Source organism: Spirosoma sordidisoli (assembly GCF_004138325.1).
GTDB lineage: Bacteria > Bacteroidota > Bacteroidia > Cytophagales > Spirosomataceae > Spirosoma > Spirosoma sordidisoli.
Genome location: NZ_SBLB01000001.1, coordinates 706180 through 722987, shown reverse-complemented (window position 1 = coordinate 722987; position 16808 = coordinate 706180). Strand labels below are relative to the sequence as shown.

Genomic DNA, 16808 nt, shown 5'->3' with positions numbered 1-16808 from the left:
TGGCAGTTTCCCGGTTTTTAGTCCGCGGCCGCGTTAGCTACGGCTTCCCAGCGGATCGAGACGGCCTGCTCTATATCCGGATGCAGACTGATGGCCACGGGGCAGGTATGCGCTATCTTTTCCAGACGGGCGCATGTGTCGGCGTCGGGCATCGGGTCAGCGCGGAGAACCAGATCAACGTCGATCCGGGCAATGCGCCGGGGTGGCTGGCTGCTCATAATCTTGGTCACATCGAGTGAGCTGCCGGCCAGCTCTATGCCATCGCGCCGGGCAAAGATGGCCATGGTTGTAATAATACAGGTGCCGAGCGCGTTGGCTACGAGGTCGGTGGGGGAGAAGGCTTCGCCCCGGCCCTGGTTATCGGTGGGGGCGTCGGTGTTGATATGCGTGCCTGACTGAATATGGGTGCAATCCGTGCGCAGGTCGCCTACGTAAGCTATGTGAATGGTTGCCATAGAAAAAGGGAGAATGTACAAAGACTGAGGAGGTTACCGCCGGGAGGTCTTTTCCTTGCTGTGGGTGTTTTCCTCAAACATATAAATTATGAATTGGTTACGCTAATAGCGTACCCGATTTTGTGGAGACGGGCAAATTGATTAGCTTTAATTCAGGAATTTACGACAATGCGAACGATATACGTTTTATTTAGCCTCGTACTAAGCAGCCTGTCTGTGCTGGGACAAAACGTCCGGCCATCAGCCGCCGAAACGGAAGAGGAAAACTACAATACCATTACCACGTTTGGCATCACGACCAATACCAATTCCGGTATTGTGGGTGGCTTCTCGTTTCGCCAGTCGAGACTCGCTTCGGGTGAGCTGCTGGGTATGCGTCAGTACCATTACTTCAGCCTGGAAGTGGTCAATGTAAAGCATCCCAAGGAGATACAGTCGTCGATTAATTCGGTTGGGTCGCGTTATATAAGCGGCAAAGAGAATTACCTGTTTGTTGTGAGGCCACAGTATGGTCGGGAGGTGAAGTTATTTCAGCGGGACGATGATGAAGGCATCGCGGTAAGCGGTATCCTGGCAGCAGGTCCTTCGCTGGGGATTATAAAGCCTTACTATCTCGAAGTTTCGTTCGGCAACACGACCCGGTCGGTGCCCGCTTCTGAAGTAAACGGTTTCGCGACCGCAACCGGCGAAACAGTGACCGGAGCCGGTAGTTTCTTTCAGGGATTTGGTCAGTCCAAATTAACCGTGGGTGTGAACGTCAAAGCCGCCCTCAGTTTTGAATTGAGTGCCTTCCGCAGCAACACAACCGGCGTCGAGATCGGTTTTCTGGCCGAAGCATTCCCCCAGCGGATCGTGATCATCCCCAATCAGACACAGGGCGGAGATCGAAGCATAGGCAACCGTAGCTTCTTTACCTCGGGCTACCTAACCTTGTTTTTTGGCAGTAAGAAGTAAGCCAGGTGCGCCGGAAGGCGCCGGCGGAAGAGACGGTTCGGGAGTTGGCTATCGCTTTCCCGGCCCTTCTCTTCCGCCGGCGCCTTTCTGGCTTTTTTATGAACTTTACGCCGGAAAAACGAATTTTGTTGGAAAGGATTGAGGTGCCATGATCGAACTACCCGTAATACCCTCCGAACAGCAACGGAAGAAACGTCCAGACTGGTTGCGCGTTAAGCTGCCGATCGGTCCGGAATATGCCAAAGTCCGTAAGCTCGTCGATGAACATAAGCTACACACGATTTGCGAAAGTGGTAACTGCCCTAATATGGGTGAGTGCTGGGGTGCCGGCACGGCCACATTCATGATATTGGGTAACGTCTGCACCCGCAGCTGTACGTTCTGTGCCGTGGCTACCGGACGCCCTAACGAGTACGATACGGACGAGCCCCGTCGCGTGGCCGAAGCCATCGTGCTGATGAAGGTGAAGCACGCGGTGATTACGTCCGTTAACCGGGACGAATTGAAAGACCGGGGTGCTGAAATCTGGTATCAGACCGTTCGTCTGATCAAGGAAGCGTCGCCGGCAACAACGATCGAAACGCTGATTCCGGATACCAAAGGCAACTGGGAAGCGTTGACCCGCATGATTTCTGCCGGCCAGGAAGTCGTCTCGCACAACATGGAAACGGTTGAGCGGCTGTATCGGCGTGTACGACCCCAGGCCCGCTACGAGCGCAGCCTGGAACAGATCCGACGCACGAAAGAGTATGGGCAGCGTACCAAATCCGGGATTATGCTGGGCCTGGGCGAAACCCACGACGAAGTATTTAAAGCCATGGACGATCTGGCTGCAAACGGACTGGATGTGCTGACCCTTGGCCAGTACCTGCAACCGACTAAAATGCACCACGAAGTCATCGAGTGGATTCACCCCGAAACCTTTGCCATGTACAAGGAAGAAGGGTTAAGCCGGGGGCTGAAATACGTTGAATCGGGGCCACTGGTCCGGTCGAGTTACCATGCCGAAAAACATGTGAATGTATAATCGAGTAGTAGTGATGGCAAGCTGTCGGGCGGTAGCCTCTGGAGGCCCGTATTGTTAGCAGCAGCCCACTTCCTGCTTTGTTCTACTAACTGCCTACTAACGAAAGTCCGGGCTATGCGTCCGGGCTTTTTATTTGCTGCATGAAAAAATACGACTTCATCATCGCCGGAGGAGGTATGGCAGGATTAAGCCTGGCCTACTACCTGACACAATCTCCGCTGGGAAACCATTCTATTCTGATTCTTGATCGCGAACAGAAAGATCGTAATGATCGAACGTGGTGCTTCTGGGAGCGGGGAACCGGCCCGTTTGAGTCGATTCTGTTTAAGACGTGGCAAACCGTACATTTTCATGGCACAACCTATACCGGCCCTTTAGAACTGGGCGAGTACCGGTACAAGATGCTGCGGGGCATCGATTTCTACAGCTTTGTACTGGCCGAACTGGCTAAATACCCTAATGTAGAGCGGCAGCAGGCAACCATTAACCGGATCAAGGACACTCCCCAGGGTGGGTTTGTCATTGCCAATGATGAGCCATACATCGCCGATTATGTTTTCGACAGTACCTACTCCCTGAATCTGGATCAGCCCGACAATCATAACCTGCTCCAACATTTTAAAGGATGGGTAATCCAGACTGAAAAACCCTGTTTCAACCCGTCGCTTCCCGAAATAATGGACTTCCGGGTCGAACAGCATGGCGATTGCCGGTTTATGTATGTACTCCCCTTCGACGAAAAAACGGCGCTGGTCGAGTTTACCCTCTTCAATGATAAGCTGCTGACAATGGAGGAGTACGAAACCGATCTGCGTCAGTACATAGACCGGTTCGTCGATACCGGCACTTACGAAATTCGGGAAACGGAATACGGCGTAATCCCGATGTCGGACGTAGCGACTCAGGAAAATCCTTCGGAGCATATTGTTCGGATCGGCACCTCGGGCGGGTATACCAAAGCGTCGACCGGCTATACATTTCAGCGTACCCAGCGTTACCTGCACGACATTGTCCACAACCTGGTTGAGACCGGTAAGCCCACCCGCCGAACCCCCTGGTTTCAGAAACGCTTCAAACTGTACGACAGCGTTTTTCTGAATGTACTGGAAAAACACCGGCACCCCGCCGACGATGTGTTTACCCGCGTCTATGTCGAAAACCCCCGTCGGGTTTTTACGTTTCTGGATGAAGATACCCGACTGACTGATGAACTGCGGCTATTTACCACCATGCCGTGGTGGCCGTTTACAGCTGCTTTCTTCGACGTTATTCGCCGAAAAATGTTTGGTTAATCCACAGGTGATCAACGTATCTGTCATTACGAGGCCTGTCTACGTGTTCTTTTACAAGCCAGGGCTTGTAGTCTAAACGCTTCGGGAAAAGCAAGTAGCCACCCGATCCGGACGGGTGGCTACTTGCTGATAGCAAGTCGCGTAAGAGCCCGGTAGATAAACTGTAACTAAGAATACTGATTTGCCTGGCAGGGTTATCGTTTGTCACCTGTCTATAAAGGTGTAGCTTTGTGGTTTCAAACCAAGTTTCTCAGAGCTGCAATGCCTTATCTTTTTACGTCCGAATCTGTTTCTGAAGGACACCCCGACAAGGTCGCTGACCAAATCTCCGATGCACTGATTGATAACTTTCTGGCGTTCGATCCCTCCAGTAAGGTAGCCTGCGAAACGCTCGTTACAACAGGACAGGTTGTTCTGGCTGGTGAAATCAAAACAGAAACCTATCTGGATGTCCAGAAAATTACGCGCGAGGTGATCCGTAAAATCGGCTACACCAAGAGCGAATACATGTTCGAAGCCAACTCGTGTGGCATCTTTTCGGCGCTTCATGATCAGTCGGCCGACATCAACCAGGGGGTTGACCGGGAAGTAGCCAACGACGATTTCGAAACGAAAGCGAATGCACAGGGCGCCGGTGACCAGGGCATGATGTTCGGATACGCCACCAACGAAACCGACAATTTCATGCCGCTTCCGCTCGATCTGGCCCACGCCATTTTGCGGGAGATGTCGCACATTCGTAACAACGAAAATCACCTGATGCCGTATCTGCGGCCCGATGCCAAGTCGCAGGTGACCATTGAGTACAGCGATGATCATCAGCCGATCCGCATCGATACCATCGTGGTATCGACTCAACATGATGATTTTGCCGATGATGCAACCATGCTGGCCAAGATTCGGGAAGATATTATCAACATCGTCATTCCCCGCGTTAAAGCCGCCCAGAAAGCCGAACTACACAGCCTGTTTACCGACGACATTACCTATTACATCAACCCCACGGGTAAGTTTGTGATTGGTGGTCCCCATGGCGATACCGGATTGACGGGTCGCAAGATCATTGTCGATACCTACGGCGGCAAAGGTGCCCACGGTGGTGGCGCTTTTTCGGGCAAAGATCCGTCGAAAGTAGACCGTTCGGCGGCCTATGCAACGCGCCACATTGCCAAGAACATGGTAGCGGCTGGCCTTTGCGATCAGGTGCTGGTGCAGGTTTCGTACGCCATCGGCGTTGCTAAACCATGTGGCCTGTATGTGAATACCTATGGCACGTCGAAAGTAGACTTGCACGATGGCGCCATTGCCGAAAAAATCGGACAGATCTTCGATATGCGTCCCTACGCTATCGAGCAGCGGCTCAAGCTCCGTAACCCGATCTATTCGGAAACGGCTGCTTACGGACACATGGGCCGGAAGAACGAAGTCGTGAAAAAGACCTTTGGTTCAAACGGTCAGACCATAGAACTGGAAGTAGAGCTTTTCACCTGGGAAAAACTCGATTTTGTCAATCAGATCAAACAGGCGTTTAGCCTCTGAGCAACTAAAGATAAGTAAAACAGTGAAAGCCACCTTATTCGGGTGGCTTTCACTGTTTTACTGACTTGGGTTTTATAACTCATCGGGCTCGAAAACCTCGTCTTCTTCCATCCGGGATTTGGCTTCGACAATGACGGGACTCGAAAAGTCGCTACGTTTTTCTTTGCAGCGAACAAGTTTATCTTTCAGCACATCCAACACGCGGTCGGTAGCGCTCTCGAAACTCTTGTCGTGTTCTTTAACGAACAGCTCTTTTCCTGGAATCGTCAGCCTGACTTCAACAATTTTCTCTTTTACCTTGTTGGAGTCGGCTCCGTCTAGTCGGAGAAACACTTCACCGCCGATGATCCGGTCATGGAAAGTGTCTAATTTGTTCAGCTTAGCCTGGATGAAATCTAACAGGCTCTGATCGGCCGTAAACTTAACGGCGTGCATTTGTAGTCTCATTGTGTCGCGTTTAAAGGTGAATAAATCAGAACAGCAATGGACTATCTAAGTTTGGGTATACTGACTACAAAGTCAATACCTACTACAAAAGATGCAATCCTGTTTCACGACTCCACAGCCTATGTTGTCAACAGATCGCTGTCTATCAACATTTAGTATCTATCGTGGAACGCCCACCTACAAAAGTTCTTCGTAAAGTATAATTTGCCTGTCAGGACAACCTGACATAAATAGGTCTTTTGGGGCGCAGGGTAATAAGCGGTTGGGTGATAACGGGTCGATCAGAGGCTGCCTGAACGGTAAAATCGCGCATGAGCATCCCCAGTAGTATCTGCATCTCCAGTAAAGCAAACTGGTTACCGATGCATAGCCTGGGGCCCCCGCCAAAGGGCAGGTAAGCATACGAATGGCGTTCTTTATCCCAGCCGGGCGCAAACCGATCGGGATCAAACCGGTCGGGATCGGGCCAGCTGACCGGGTCGCGATGCAACAGGTAAGGGCTAACCAGAGCCGTATCTCCCGCCGGAATGGTATAGGGCCCGATAGGGTCATCGGCCAGCGCCAGCCGACTCATAATCCAGGCCGGTGGGTAGAGCCGCATCGATTCCTGAATGACCTGCATGGTATAGGTCATGCTTCTGAATGCCTCGGGCGGGGGGAGGGGGGCGCTTCCCAGATGCAGTATAGCCTCATCCCGCAGTCGGGCGGTCACGTCGGGGTGCTGCGTGAGCAGATGCATGGTCCAGGCCATAGAGACAGCCGTCGTCTCGTGCCCGGCGGCAAACAGCGTAACGCACTCATCGCGCAGTTGCTGGCTGGACATCCGTTCGCCGGTATCTTCATCTTCGGCCAGTCGCAGCATATCCAGCAGGTCGTCGCGGTCGCTGGAAGCGAGCTGGGTACGCTGGTTGATGACCCCGTATATAAACGAGTCGACGACAATGCCAGCCCGTTTGAAGCGCAGGTTCGTGGGGGTTGGCCAGTGCATCGGAAATCGAACGGGTGAGAGCATCCGGTCATTGGCCAGGTAATTGAGCGTATCGAGCGCTGTTGAGAGGCCATCCAGCCGGCCAACTACATCCGAGCCAAACAGGGTTTTACAGACGATACGCATGGTAACATCCATAAAGGCCTGCGATATATTAATGGGCTGATGACGATTAGATTGGTTGAGCTCAGTTAGCCAACTGGCTGTTTCCGATACCATCGTCTGGGCCAGGGCCGCCAGTTTTTGCCGGTGAAAGGCTGGTTGGGCCAGCCGACGCTGCCGACGCCAGAAATCGCCTTCGCTGGTCAGCAGGCCGTTTCCCAGAAAGATTTTCAACACCTGAAACGCGGGCGAGCGGCCGTAGTTCCGGTGGTTCTCCTGTAAAACGTGCTTGGCATCTTCGGGCCGCAGCACCAGATACTGATGGCGACCCCCAATGCGGAGGTGAACGATTCGGTCGTAGCGCTGCTGCAGCGTCCGCAGAATAGCCAGCGGATCCCGAAGAAAGGCCAATGTGTTGCCCAAACCCGGTACGCCCGGATGCAGCGGTACGGGACGGGTCGTTAATGGAGGTGCTTCCATACAGATACCAGACAGCCTCGAGCTGTCCTTGACTAGTAAAAATAGTAGTTACCAGGCAAAGAACCCGAGGCTGTCAGGTACAATTTTTTCTTACGAGTTGATCACTTCGCCCCCGTTTACATGAATGACCTGTCCTGTAAAATACGACGCATCTTCCGAAGCCAGAAACACATAGGCCGGGGCCAGCTCGGCGGGTTGGCCAGGCCGCTCCATGGGGGTGTCTTTACCGAATTCAGCAACCGTTTCCGGCGATTTGGTCGCTACGATCAGTGGGGTCCAGATCGGGCCGGGGGCTACGGCGTTGACCCGGATGCCACGGTCTACCAGGTTCTGTGACAAAGACCGCGTAAAGGCCGTTACTGCCCCCTTGGTGGCGGCATAATCGATCAGAGCTTTGCTGCCCCGGTAGGATACCACCGAGGTGGTGTTGATGATGCAGTCGTAACTGCCCATGTAGGGGAGTACGTTTTTAGTGAGCCGGAACATAGCCAGTATATTCAGCTCGAAGGTCTGCCGCATCTGTTCGTCCGAAATGTCCGTGAACTCGTGCTGTTCTACGTGATTGGCTGCATTGTTCACCAGTATATTGATGTGATGATAGGTGCTGATGATTTTGCCAACCGATTCCCGAATGAAAGAAAGACTTTTCAGGTCGCCCGCCAGCAGCAGGCATCGACGCCCTTCGGCCTCAACCAGCGATTTTGTCTTCTGAGCGTCCTGCTCTTCGCGGGGGTGGTAGATGAGAGCCAGGTCGGCGCCTTCGCGGGCATAGTGAACGGCTATGGCCCGCCCGATGCCAGAGTCGCCCCCGGTGATGACTGCAATCTTATCCCTGAGTTTGTCGGCACCTTCGTAGTTGTCCCGAATATATATCGGCTGCGGGTCCATTTCGTATTCCAGGCCAGGCTGCGCATCCTGGTGCTGCGGCTTGGCGTCAATTTCCATTTGTTCCATAACGGAGCGTATTTTCTGTCTACAGTGTTGGGCTTATACTTACGGCATGCGCCTGAAAGGCGTGTCGGTCTATGCGTTTATGATGGTGCCACCGTTGGGATGAAGTACCTGGCCGGTGATGTACGATGCGTCTTCTGAAGCCAGAAAAACGTAAGCAGGGGCCACCTCGCTGGGTTGGCCAGGGCGCTTCATGGGCACGTCTTTCCCGAACATAGGAATCTGTTTGGCTTCTACCGACGAAGGGTTGAGTGGGGTCCAGATCGGACCCGGTGCTACGCCATTGACCCGGATACCTTTGCTGATCAGGTTGCTCGACAGCGCCCGCGTAAACGTCATGATCGCCCCTTTGGTCGACGAGTATTCCAGCAGATCGGCGCGCCCCTGGTAGGCCGTTACCGAGGTGGTGTTGATGATGCTGTCGCCTTTGTGCAGGTGCGGTACGGCGGCTTTCGTGACCCGGAAAAACGAGTAGATGTTGGTTTCGTAGGTGTCCAGCAGGTCTTCGTCGCGGGCTTCTTCCAGCGTTTTGTGGGCCAGCTGAAGCCCGGCATTGTTGACCAGAATGTTCAGCTTGCCCAGCTGCGCAACGGTTTCTTCAACGATGTGCGTGCAGTAGTCCTCATGCCGGATATCCCCCGGCAGCAGCACGCAACGCCGTCCTTCGGCCTCAACCAGTTCTTTGGTTTTCTGAGCGTCTTCTTCCTCACGGGTCATATACGAGATGGCAACATCGGCGCCTTCGCGGGCAAAATGGACGGCTACGGCTCGCCCAATGCCAGAGTCGCCCCCGGTGATGAGTGCTACTTTATCCTTAAGTTTGTTCGCGCCTTTGTAGAGGTGCCGGATTATTTTCGGCTGCGGGTCCAGCTCGGCCTCAATGCCGGGTTGGGTGTTCTGATGCTGCGGGGGAATTTTAGCTTCCATAACGTTGCTGTTGGTTGTACCTGCCTAAATAAGCCAAAAGCAACGGCGGTTGTTTGTAGAAATCTATTGAAATGGTAGACAGATTTAGTTTGCCTGAATTAATATGTATTATCGTTGCTCAAATCAGATTGGACTATGATGACTTACGGCGATACCAGGGCCACCCGTACCTACGATGCTATCGTCATCGGTTCCGGAATCAGTGGGGGCTGGGCGGCTAAAGAGCTGTGTGAGAAGGGGCTGCGGACGCTGGTGCTGGAGCGAGGCCGCGATGTGCGGCACATTACGGATTACCCGACGGCTACGCTCAACCCCTGGGATTTCCCGCACCGCAACCGAATGCCGGTGGCGTTTGACGAGGCTAACCCCATCGCTACCAAATGTTATGCGCTGGACGAAGCCACCCAGCAGTTTTTCGTCAAGGATGCCGAGCACCCGTATCAGCAGGAGAAGCCTTTCGACTGGATACGAGGGTATCAGGTAGGTGGAAAATCGCTGATCTGGGCCCGGCAAACGCAACGCTGGAGCCGGTTCGATTTTGAAGCCAACGCCCGCGACGGGGCAGCTGCCGACTGGCCCATTCGGTACGCCGACATAGCGCCCTGGTATAGTCACGTAGAGCGATTCGTGGGGATCAGCGGCAACAAAGACGGACTCGAAACCCTGCCCGATGGGGAGTTTCTGAAGCCGTGGGAGCTGAACTGTGTGGAAAAACACATTCAGCAGCGTGTGGCGGCTAGCTATAAAGACCGGCATGTTATCATTGGCCGGTGCGCCCACCTGACAGAGCCCCAACAGATCCACTATGACCAGGGGCGGGCGCCGTGTCAGGCCCGGCATCTCTGTTATCGGGGCTGTCCTTATGGCGGGTATTTTTCGTCAAACTCGTCGACTCTGCCATGGGCTGCCAAAACCGGAAAGCTGACCCTCCGCCCCGATTCGGTTGTGCACTCGATTATTTACGATGAGGTGAAGCAGAAAGCAACGGGCGTACGGGTAGTCGATGCACAGACCAAACAACTGACGGAGTATTACGCCCAGATCATATTTGTGAATGCAGCCTGTCTGAATACCAACCTGATTCTGCTCAATTCAACCTCTCGCCGTTTTCCCAATGGCTTGGGTAACGACAGTGGCGTGCTGGGCCGGTACGTGGCTTTTCATAATTACCGGGGCAATATTCTGGCCGACTACGAAGGCTTTGAGGATGGCTATTATTACGGTCGACGCCCTACCACGGCGTTCATGCCCAACTTCCGGAATGTAAACCGACAGGAAACCGACTTCCAGCGTGGGTACATGGTTGCTTTCAACGCCAGCCGGGGGCAGGGACAGCCAACTGCTGAGACGTTTGGCGCAGAATTCAAGGAGAGAATAACTCAACCCGGGCCGTGGCACGTGTTTATGATGATGCAGGGTGAAACTGTACCGCGCTTCGAAAACCACGTTCGGCTAAGTCCCGATCAGACCGATGCCTGGGGCGTTCCGCAGCTCGTTACCTCGATTGGCTATACCGATAACGATACGAAAATGATGGACGATTTTCTGGTACAGGGGGCCGAGATGCTCGACAAGGCCGGCTGCAAAAACATTCGACCCTACGACGATCATCGTAACCCTGGTCTCGATATTCACGAGATGGGCGGGGCTCGCATGGGCCGTGATCCGAAAACATCCATACTCAATGCCCACAACCAGATACACAGCTGTCGGAATGTGTTTGTAACCGACGGGGCCGCCATGGCCTCTACGGGCTCGCAGAATCCATCTATTACGTTTATGGCCCTGACCGCCCGCGCCGTTAACTATGCTGTGGGGGAGATGAAACGTAAGAATCTATAAATTACTCAGATGCCGATAGCCCCATCGCCGATGGATGATCCACTCACGATCAAGAAAGAATTATTTAGCCGCTGTCAGCAGTACGTGCAACAACGCATCGATACCGCTCGCCTGGCGATGGAAGCGGCTCAGGAGTCGGCTAACAGTGAATCCAAAAGTAGTGCGGGCGACAAGTACGAAACCGGCCGGGCTATGGCCCAGCTCGAACGCGACCGGCATGCCCAGCTACTGGCCGAAGCCCTCAAGCTGGAAGGCGAGCTGACCCGGCTGAACATCGACAAAAAGTACGATACAGTTCAGCCGGGTAGTCTGGTTGAGACAAACCGGGGGCGCTTTTTTATCAGTGTCAGCGCCGGTAAGCTTACGCTTGAGCATGTTGACTACTTCGCCGTTTCTCCGGCCTCACCTGTGGCAGCGCTATTGGCCGGGCATCAGGTCAGCGAAACGGTGGTGTTTAACAAGATGGCTTACCAGATTTTGTCAGTCGCCTGAGTCAATAAACCCGCTCTCCGCCAATCCAGGTTTGCCGTACTTTGGTGTCGCGTAGCTGGGTATTTGGTGCCGTCATGATATCGCGGTCAAGCACAACAAAATCGGCTTGTTTGCCAGGAGCGATGCTGCCGCGCAGCTGGTCTTCAAAATTAGCGTAGGCTGCCCAGCGCGTCATAGCCAGTAAAGCCGACCGGCGATCAACGGCATTTTCCATCTGGTAACCGGCTTTTGGGAAGTTTTTGGCGTCCTGCCGCGCTACGGCCGAATGGAAGCCAAAGAGGGGGTTGACAGCCTCGACCGGAAAATCACTACCGAAGGTGATCATCTGGTTCTGCTTCATCAGATCCTTGAACGCATAGGCGCCTTTTACCCGGACCGGGCCGAGCCGATCCTGAGCCCAGTACATATCGGAGGTCGCATGGGTAGGCTGTACCGACGGAATGATGGAGTACCGACCAAATTTCCAGAAATCGTCTGGTGAAACGACCTGCGCATGCTCGATACGCCACCGCCGGTTGTTGGTTGTTTTCAGGAGTTTGCCATACAGGTCGAGCATGAGGTGATTGGCCGAGTCGCCAATGCAGTGGGTATTCGCCTGAAAGTTCGATGCATACAGCAGTCTGGTAACGCGCTCCAGCTCGGCGGGGCTGAGCAACAGAAAACCGCCCGTTTCGGGTCGATCGGCATACGGCTTGCGGAGACAGGCCCCCCGCGACCCCAGAGCGCCGTCGGCATACAGTTTAAACGAACGGACGGTGAGCCGGTCGGTCTGGAAAGGCCCGCGTTTCAGGAAATAGTTCAGGTTAGGCTCGCCCAGGCTGACCATGGCGTAGTCGCGTATTTTCAATTTGCCAGCTTTGTGAAGGCTGTCGATCAGGTTAATCTCGTCGGGGCTGATACCCGCGTCCGAAACGGTAGTCAGTCCCAACGACACACACACCTTTTCGGCGGCCTGTAACATCCGGGCTTTGTCGGCTACGTCGGGGCGGGGCACCAGTCGGCGGATGATCTGCATGGCGTTATCGACCAGAACGCCGATGGGTTCTCCGTTTTTCAGTACCACTTCTCCGCCCGCCATCCGCGTACCGGCCGTGATCTGGCCTAACCGCAGCGCCTTCGAGTTGACCAGCAGCGCGTGCCCATCAACCCGGGTCAGGGCAACGGGTATATTGGGGAAAGCCGCATCCAGCTTTTCTTTGGTTGGAAACGCTTTGTCAGCCCAGTCGTTCTGGTCCCAGCCCCGGCCAATGATCCAGGTAGCGTCGGGGTGTTTTTGCTGAAACGTCTTCAGCCGGTCAATAACTTCATCATAGGATTCGGCGCCAACCAGATCAGCCTGGTCGAGCATCTGGCCCAGTCCCAGAAAGTGGGCGTGTGGATCATAAAAACCCGGATATACAGGCGCCCCGCCCAGATCGGCTGTGCTGTCGGCATCATACTGATCGGTCAGGCTGCTGGCCGGCCCCACCGCCAGAAATTTGCCGTCTTTGACCACGAAGGCATCGGCGGTCGAAAAAGCGGAATCAGCGGTGTATATTCGGGCATTAGTAACGAGTAAGTCGGCTTTTTTTCGGGTAGAACAGGCCGAAAGAGTGGCCGTAAAAGCCAATAGAAGTAGAAGTATACGAATCATACCTTGATGGTTGGGAAAGTTTGCAATTTATAGAAAGTTAATGAGTGCGACGGCTAATCGCATATTCTCGTAATTTTGACCGTTCGTGTCGTTGTTAAAACCAAGTCGATGAAGCTCAGCAGTTGGATATTTTTTGTTTGCGTACCTATTCTGGCCAATGCTCAACAAGCCCCTAATGCCATTAAACGCGCTCAGCTACGAACGCCAACCGTGGCAACCATCCCGCAACCTGGTGACCTTCTGACGCTTCCGCAAGCCGTCGAGCAGGCTGTCAGACAGAATTATCAACTACAGATCAATCGGTCGCAGGAAGAAATTGCCCGCAACAATTATACGAAAGGGAACGCTGGTTATCTGCCCACGCTGACCGGCAACGCCACCTCGAACGGTGGATTGCAGAGCCTCCGCCAAACATTTCTGGATGGTATCAGACCTCCCCTCAGAGCTACCGGTATTTTTAACCGAACCTCAAACCTGGGCGTGAACCTGAACTACGTGGTCTTTAATGGCTACGCCCGCTCAGCAACCTACACCCAGCTCCAGCAGCTGGTCCAGATCAGTACGGTAAATACACGGGCCAACGTGGAAGCGACTATTGCCAGCATTGCCACCGGTTATTACGATGTGGTCAGGCAGTTACAGCGGCTGATCGCGTTTGCCCAGGCGCTGGATATCTCGCGCGAACGACTGGAGCTGGCACGGGCCAACTACGAAGTCGGTACTCGCTCCAAAGTCGACTTTCTGAGTGCGCAGGTCGATTACAACACGGATAGTGCCGCGCTCATATCGCAGGAGCAGGCCTTGCGGAATGCTAAAATTGTACTGAACACCCTGCTGGTGCGCGATCCGCTGACCGAGTTTTCGGTTCGGGATACAATCGTGGCCCGTAGTGACCTGCAGCTGGCGCCATTGCAACAATCGCTGACTACCAACAACCCGCTCCTGGCTGCGGCTGTACTGAACCGTACGCTGGCCGACGTAAACGTTCGACTGGCCAACGCCCAGCAGCTGCCGTTGATCACCGCTCAAACCGGTTATAACTATCAGTTTATCGACAACCAGGGGGGCTTCGGTGTGCGAACCGGCCGAACCAGCGCTATTACCTACAACGTGCAGGCTACCATTCCCATTTTCAACGGATATAACCTGAAGCGGCAGATTCAGAATGCACGGGTGAACACCATTATTGCCCAGACTCAGGAAGCTGACCAGCGGCTGCAGCTGCAGTCAGCCCTGGCCCAAACGTACCAGACCTATCAGAATAGCATCCGGCTGCTGAATCTGGAAGTGCAGAATAACCAGCTCGCTAATCAGAACGTCGATATCGCGTACGATCGGTACCGGATCGGTAATTCTACTTTTGTGGAGTTCCGCGATGTGCAGCGCAACGCCATCAATGCCCAGACCCGTCTGATAGAGGCAGAATTCAACGCGAAAGCAGCGGAGATTGAGCTCCTCCGGCTCAGTAGCACCATCACGCAGGAACTGGCTATGTAGCGGCCGCCAAACAGTTATCATCAGATGAGGTTATTGCTCATAGCTGATTGCTAACTGCTGAACGTTATGCCGTATACGAAAAAAGAGTACCCGGACTCGCTGAAGTTTTTCATGGCGCCGGTCCGGAACAAAGCCATTGATATTGCCAACGCGCTGCTGGCCGATGGTAATGATGAATCGAAAGCGATTGCCATTGCCACGGCCAAAGCGGAAGAATGGGCCCTGAAACGTGGCGTGAAAGTCAGAAAAGACAACGCTCCTGAAAACAGAGACTAAAAGCCGATTTTCATTTATCCAGGCATACATCTGTCGGGCAGGTTTCATCTGATTTCACTTCACTACACTATCATGCAGGAGCCCGTTGAGCCATTCGATTGGGAGCGTATCGTACTGGATCAGTTTCCGGGAACGTATCTGGGAGAGGTTGCCTTTCGGACAGTATTCATGTTCGTCGTTATCCTAACAGCACTGGCTGTTTCGGGGAAGCGCGAAGTCCGTCAGTTATCAATCTATGAGCTGGTTTTACTGATTGGGCTTGGCTCGGCAGCCGGCGACCCCATGTTCTACCATGATGTACCGTTAGCGTCGGCTGTGGTGGTATTTGTGGTAGTGATGAGCTGCTACAAACTGGCAACCTACATCAGCGACCGTAACAGGCGGGTACGCGAAACCCTGGAAGGAAAGGCCGTTTATGTCATTGAAGATGGCTGCATTCTTACCCAGAACTTCGACCAGGAGGATCTGAGCCTCGATGAGCTTTTTTCAGAGCTGCGGGTAGAAGGCATTGAACAACTGGGGCAGGTTCGGGTGGCCATCCGGGAGCACAGCGGTCAGCTAAGCCTGTTCCAATTTGAACCCGGCGACGTGCGGAAAGGACTGCCCATACTCCCCAAAATCTTTGATCAGCAATCGAAAGACATCGGCCAGCCGGGCGAGTATGCCTGTTGTAACTGTGGGCACGTACAACAGTTCAATGCACCAGCCCTGGAGCCATTATGTCCAACCTGCGGGCAGAAAATATGGGTCGAAGCAGTCCTCTAACTCCGAATAACATGTATCCGGAGTTGGAGGGTGAAGAATGAGTCAGGCCAGATTCTTTTTGATGGTCGAATTTTTTACTACGTCTTTCACCTGGTCTTTCAGGAATCGCAGCAACAGTTTTTCGACCCCATCGAGACCATGCGGGCTCGTTTGCCGGAACCGGGCTTTCTGTTTGATGTATGGATTCAGATCCTGACATTCGTACGCTTCCAGAATCTGCGGATGTACGTAGTGCTTGCGGCATACGGTACGGGTGTTTCCCAGTTGCTGCGAAACCTCATCCAGTACTGTGTTTACATTCTTTTTCAGCTCTTTCTCCGTTTCGCACGGCTCCAGTTCGACCAGTAAACGGAGGGCGTTGACGGTGCCAGCCCAGGTTCTGAAATCTTTGGCCGAAAAGTCATCGCCCATGGTTTCTTTCAGGTAATCGTTTACCATACCGGAGTCGATGGAATGGCGCTGCCCATCCGGGTCGAAGTACTGAAACAGCTCCTTGCCCGGTATGTCCCGGCAAGCCTTCACCAGCCGCGACAGTCGGCGGTCGTGTAGGGTGATGTCGTGATAAATCCCCTTTTTGCCTTTGAAGCTGAATCGAACATCGCTACCAGTGGTTTTTACATGCCGGTCTTTAAGCGTGGTCAGCCCGTATGAGCCGTACTCTTTTTCGTAGGCAGCATTGCCTACCCGAATGAGGGTTTGCTCCATCACGCTGAGCGCAATGGCTATCACTTTGTCGCGGTTGAGGTCTCTTTGCTTCAAATCTTTGTCAAGACGGGCCCGCAGCAGCGGCAGCGCTTCGCCGAATGCAACCATCCGAAAAAATTTCGTCTCGCTCCGGATGGCGTTCCAGTTGGCATGATACCGATACTGCTTTCGGTTCTTGGTATCGATGCCCGTAGCCTGTAAGTGTCCATTGGGCTTCGCACTGATCCAGACGCGTTCCCAGGCGGGCGGAAGCGCCATCTGCCGGATGCGGGCCAGGGTAGACTCGTCCGAAACATCATGACCAGCCGCGTCGCGGTAAGTGAAGTGGTCGCCGGTACGGTGGCGGGTGATACCGGGTGCCGTATCGTCTATATAAATTAGTCGGGCCGCACGGGCGGTCTGAGCCGGGTCGTGGGCTAATTGCAATAAATCCACA

At 53.8% G+C, this 16808-nt stretch carries 16 protein-coding genes; 9 read left to right on the top strand and 7 right to left on the bottom strand.

The genetic code is table 11. The features are described from left to right. Positions 1-17 precede the first annotated feature (17 nt). Positions 18-455, bottom strand: coding sequence for an OsmC family protein (locus EQG79_RS03200; RefSeq protein ID WP_129599858.1), 438 nt, complete (start codon positions 453-455; stop codon positions 18-20). Positions 456-623: 168 nt separating this feature from the next. Here EQG79_RS03200 and EQG79_RS03195 point away from each other — a divergent pair, with 168 nt between their 5' ends. The 4 genes from EQG79_RS03195 (at position 624) to metK (ending at position 5267) form a co-directional block, all read left to right on the top strand. Continuing rightward, positions 624-1409, top strand: a complete 786-nt coding sequence (locus EQG79_RS03195; protein WP_129599855.1) for a hypothetical protein — start codon at positions 624-626, stop codon at positions 1407-1409. A gap of 148 nt (positions 1410-1557) precedes the next feature. Continuing rightward, complete coding sequence (gene lipA, locus EQG79_RS03190) at positions 1558-2436, top strand: lipoyl synthase (protein ID WP_077920245.1); 879 nt, start codon at positions 1558-1560, stop codon at positions 2434-2436. Positions 2437-2576: 140 nt separating this feature from the next. Continuing rightward, positions 2577-3728, top strand: coding sequence for a lycopene cyclase family protein (locus EQG79_RS03185; protein ID WP_077920244.1), 1152 nt, complete (start codon positions 2577-2579; stop codon positions 3726-3728). A 261-nt stretch (positions 3729-3989) separates the two neighbouring features. Further along, positions 3990-5267 carry a methionine adenosyltransferase gene (gene metK / locus EQG79_RS03180; protein WP_129599852.1) on the top strand — a complete coding sequence of 426 codons (1278 nt, stop codon included), beginning with the start codon at positions 3990-3992 and terminating at the stop codon, positions 5265-5267. 72 nt (positions 5268-5339) lie between these two features. Here the strand turns inward: metK and EQG79_RS03175 are convergent, their stop codons facing one another. The 4 genes from EQG79_RS03175 to EQG79_RS03160 all read right to left on the bottom strand — a co-directional run bounded on the left by EQG79_RS03175 (position 5340) and on the right by EQG79_RS03160 (position 9162). After that, the gene (locus tag EQG79_RS03175) at positions 5340-5714 is read right to left on the bottom strand and encodes an HPF/RaiA family ribosome-associated protein (protein WP_077920242.1); all 375 of its coding nucleotides are present in this window, start codon (positions 5712-5714) and stop codon (positions 5340-5342) included. Between the two features lie 211 nt (positions 5715-5925). Then, positions 5926-7284, bottom strand: coding sequence for a cytochrome P450 (locus EQG79_RS03170; protein ID WP_129599849.1), 1359 nt, complete (start codon positions 7282-7284; stop codon positions 5926-5928). A 90-nt stretch (positions 7285-7374) separates the two neighbouring features. Beyond that, on the bottom strand, positions 7375-8238 hold the full coding sequence (locus EQG79_RS03165; RefSeq protein ID WP_077920240.1) for an SDR family oxidoreductase: 864 nt from the start codon (positions 8236-8238) through the stop codon (positions 7375-7377). 69 nt (positions 8239-8307) lie between these two features. Beyond that, the gene (locus EQG79_RS03160) at positions 8308-9162 is read right to left on the bottom strand and encodes an SDR family oxidoreductase (protein ID WP_129599846.1); all 855 of its coding nucleotides are present in this window, start codon (positions 9160-9162) and stop codon (positions 8308-8310) included. 135 nt (positions 9163-9297) lie between these two features. Between EQG79_RS03160 and EQG79_RS03155 the strand changes: the two genes are divergently transcribed. Both EQG79_RS03155 and EQG79_RS03150 read left to right on the top strand, forming a co-directional pair. Continuing rightward, on the top strand, positions 9298-11004 hold the full coding sequence (locus EQG79_RS03155; protein WP_129599842.1) for a GMC oxidoreductase: 1707 nt from the start codon (positions 9298-9300) through the stop codon (positions 11002-11004). Between the two features lie 30 nt (positions 11005-11034). Next, positions 11035-11496, top strand: coding sequence for a 3-oxoacyl-ACP synthase (locus EQG79_RS03150; RefSeq protein WP_077920237.1), 462 nt, complete (start codon positions 11035-11037; stop codon positions 11494-11496). Between the two features lies 1 nt (position 11497). On the opposite strand, the gene EQG79_RS03145 is transcribed toward EQG79_RS03150, so the two are convergent. Continuing rightward, positions 11498-13129, bottom strand: coding sequence for an amidohydrolase (locus EQG79_RS03145; protein WP_077920236.1), 1632 nt, complete (start codon positions 13127-13129; stop codon positions 11498-11500). Between the two features lie 108 nt (positions 13130-13237). Between EQG79_RS03145 and EQG79_RS03140 the strand changes: the two genes are divergently transcribed. The 3 genes from EQG79_RS03140 (at position 13238) to EQG79_RS03130 (ending at position 15667) form a co-directional block, all read left to right on the top strand. Further along, entirely contained in the window at positions 13238-14626 is a 1389-nt protein-coding gene (locus EQG79_RS03140) for a TolC family protein (protein ID WP_077920235.1), read from the top strand. Positions 14627-14692: 66 nt separating this feature from the next. Continuing rightward, positions 14693-14902: a DUF2188 domain-containing protein gene (locus tag EQG79_RS03135; protein WP_077920234.1), complete on the top strand. Its 210-nt coding sequence runs from the start codon at positions 14693-14695 to the stop codon at positions 14900-14902. Positions 14903-14974: 72 nt separating this feature from the next. Next, positions 14975-15667, top strand: coding sequence for a YetF domain-containing protein (locus tag EQG79_RS03130; RefSeq protein WP_077920233.1), 693 nt, complete (start codon positions 14975-14977; stop codon positions 15665-15667). Between the two features lie 42 nt (positions 15668-15709). Here the strand turns inward: EQG79_RS03130 and EQG79_RS03125 are convergent, their stop codons facing one another. Beyond that, positions 15710-16807: a DNA topoisomerase IB gene (locus tag EQG79_RS03125; protein ID WP_077920232.1), complete on the bottom strand. Its 1098-nt coding sequence runs from the start codon at positions 16805-16807 to the stop codon at positions 15710-15712. Between the last annotated feature and the right edge of the window lies 1 nt (position 16808).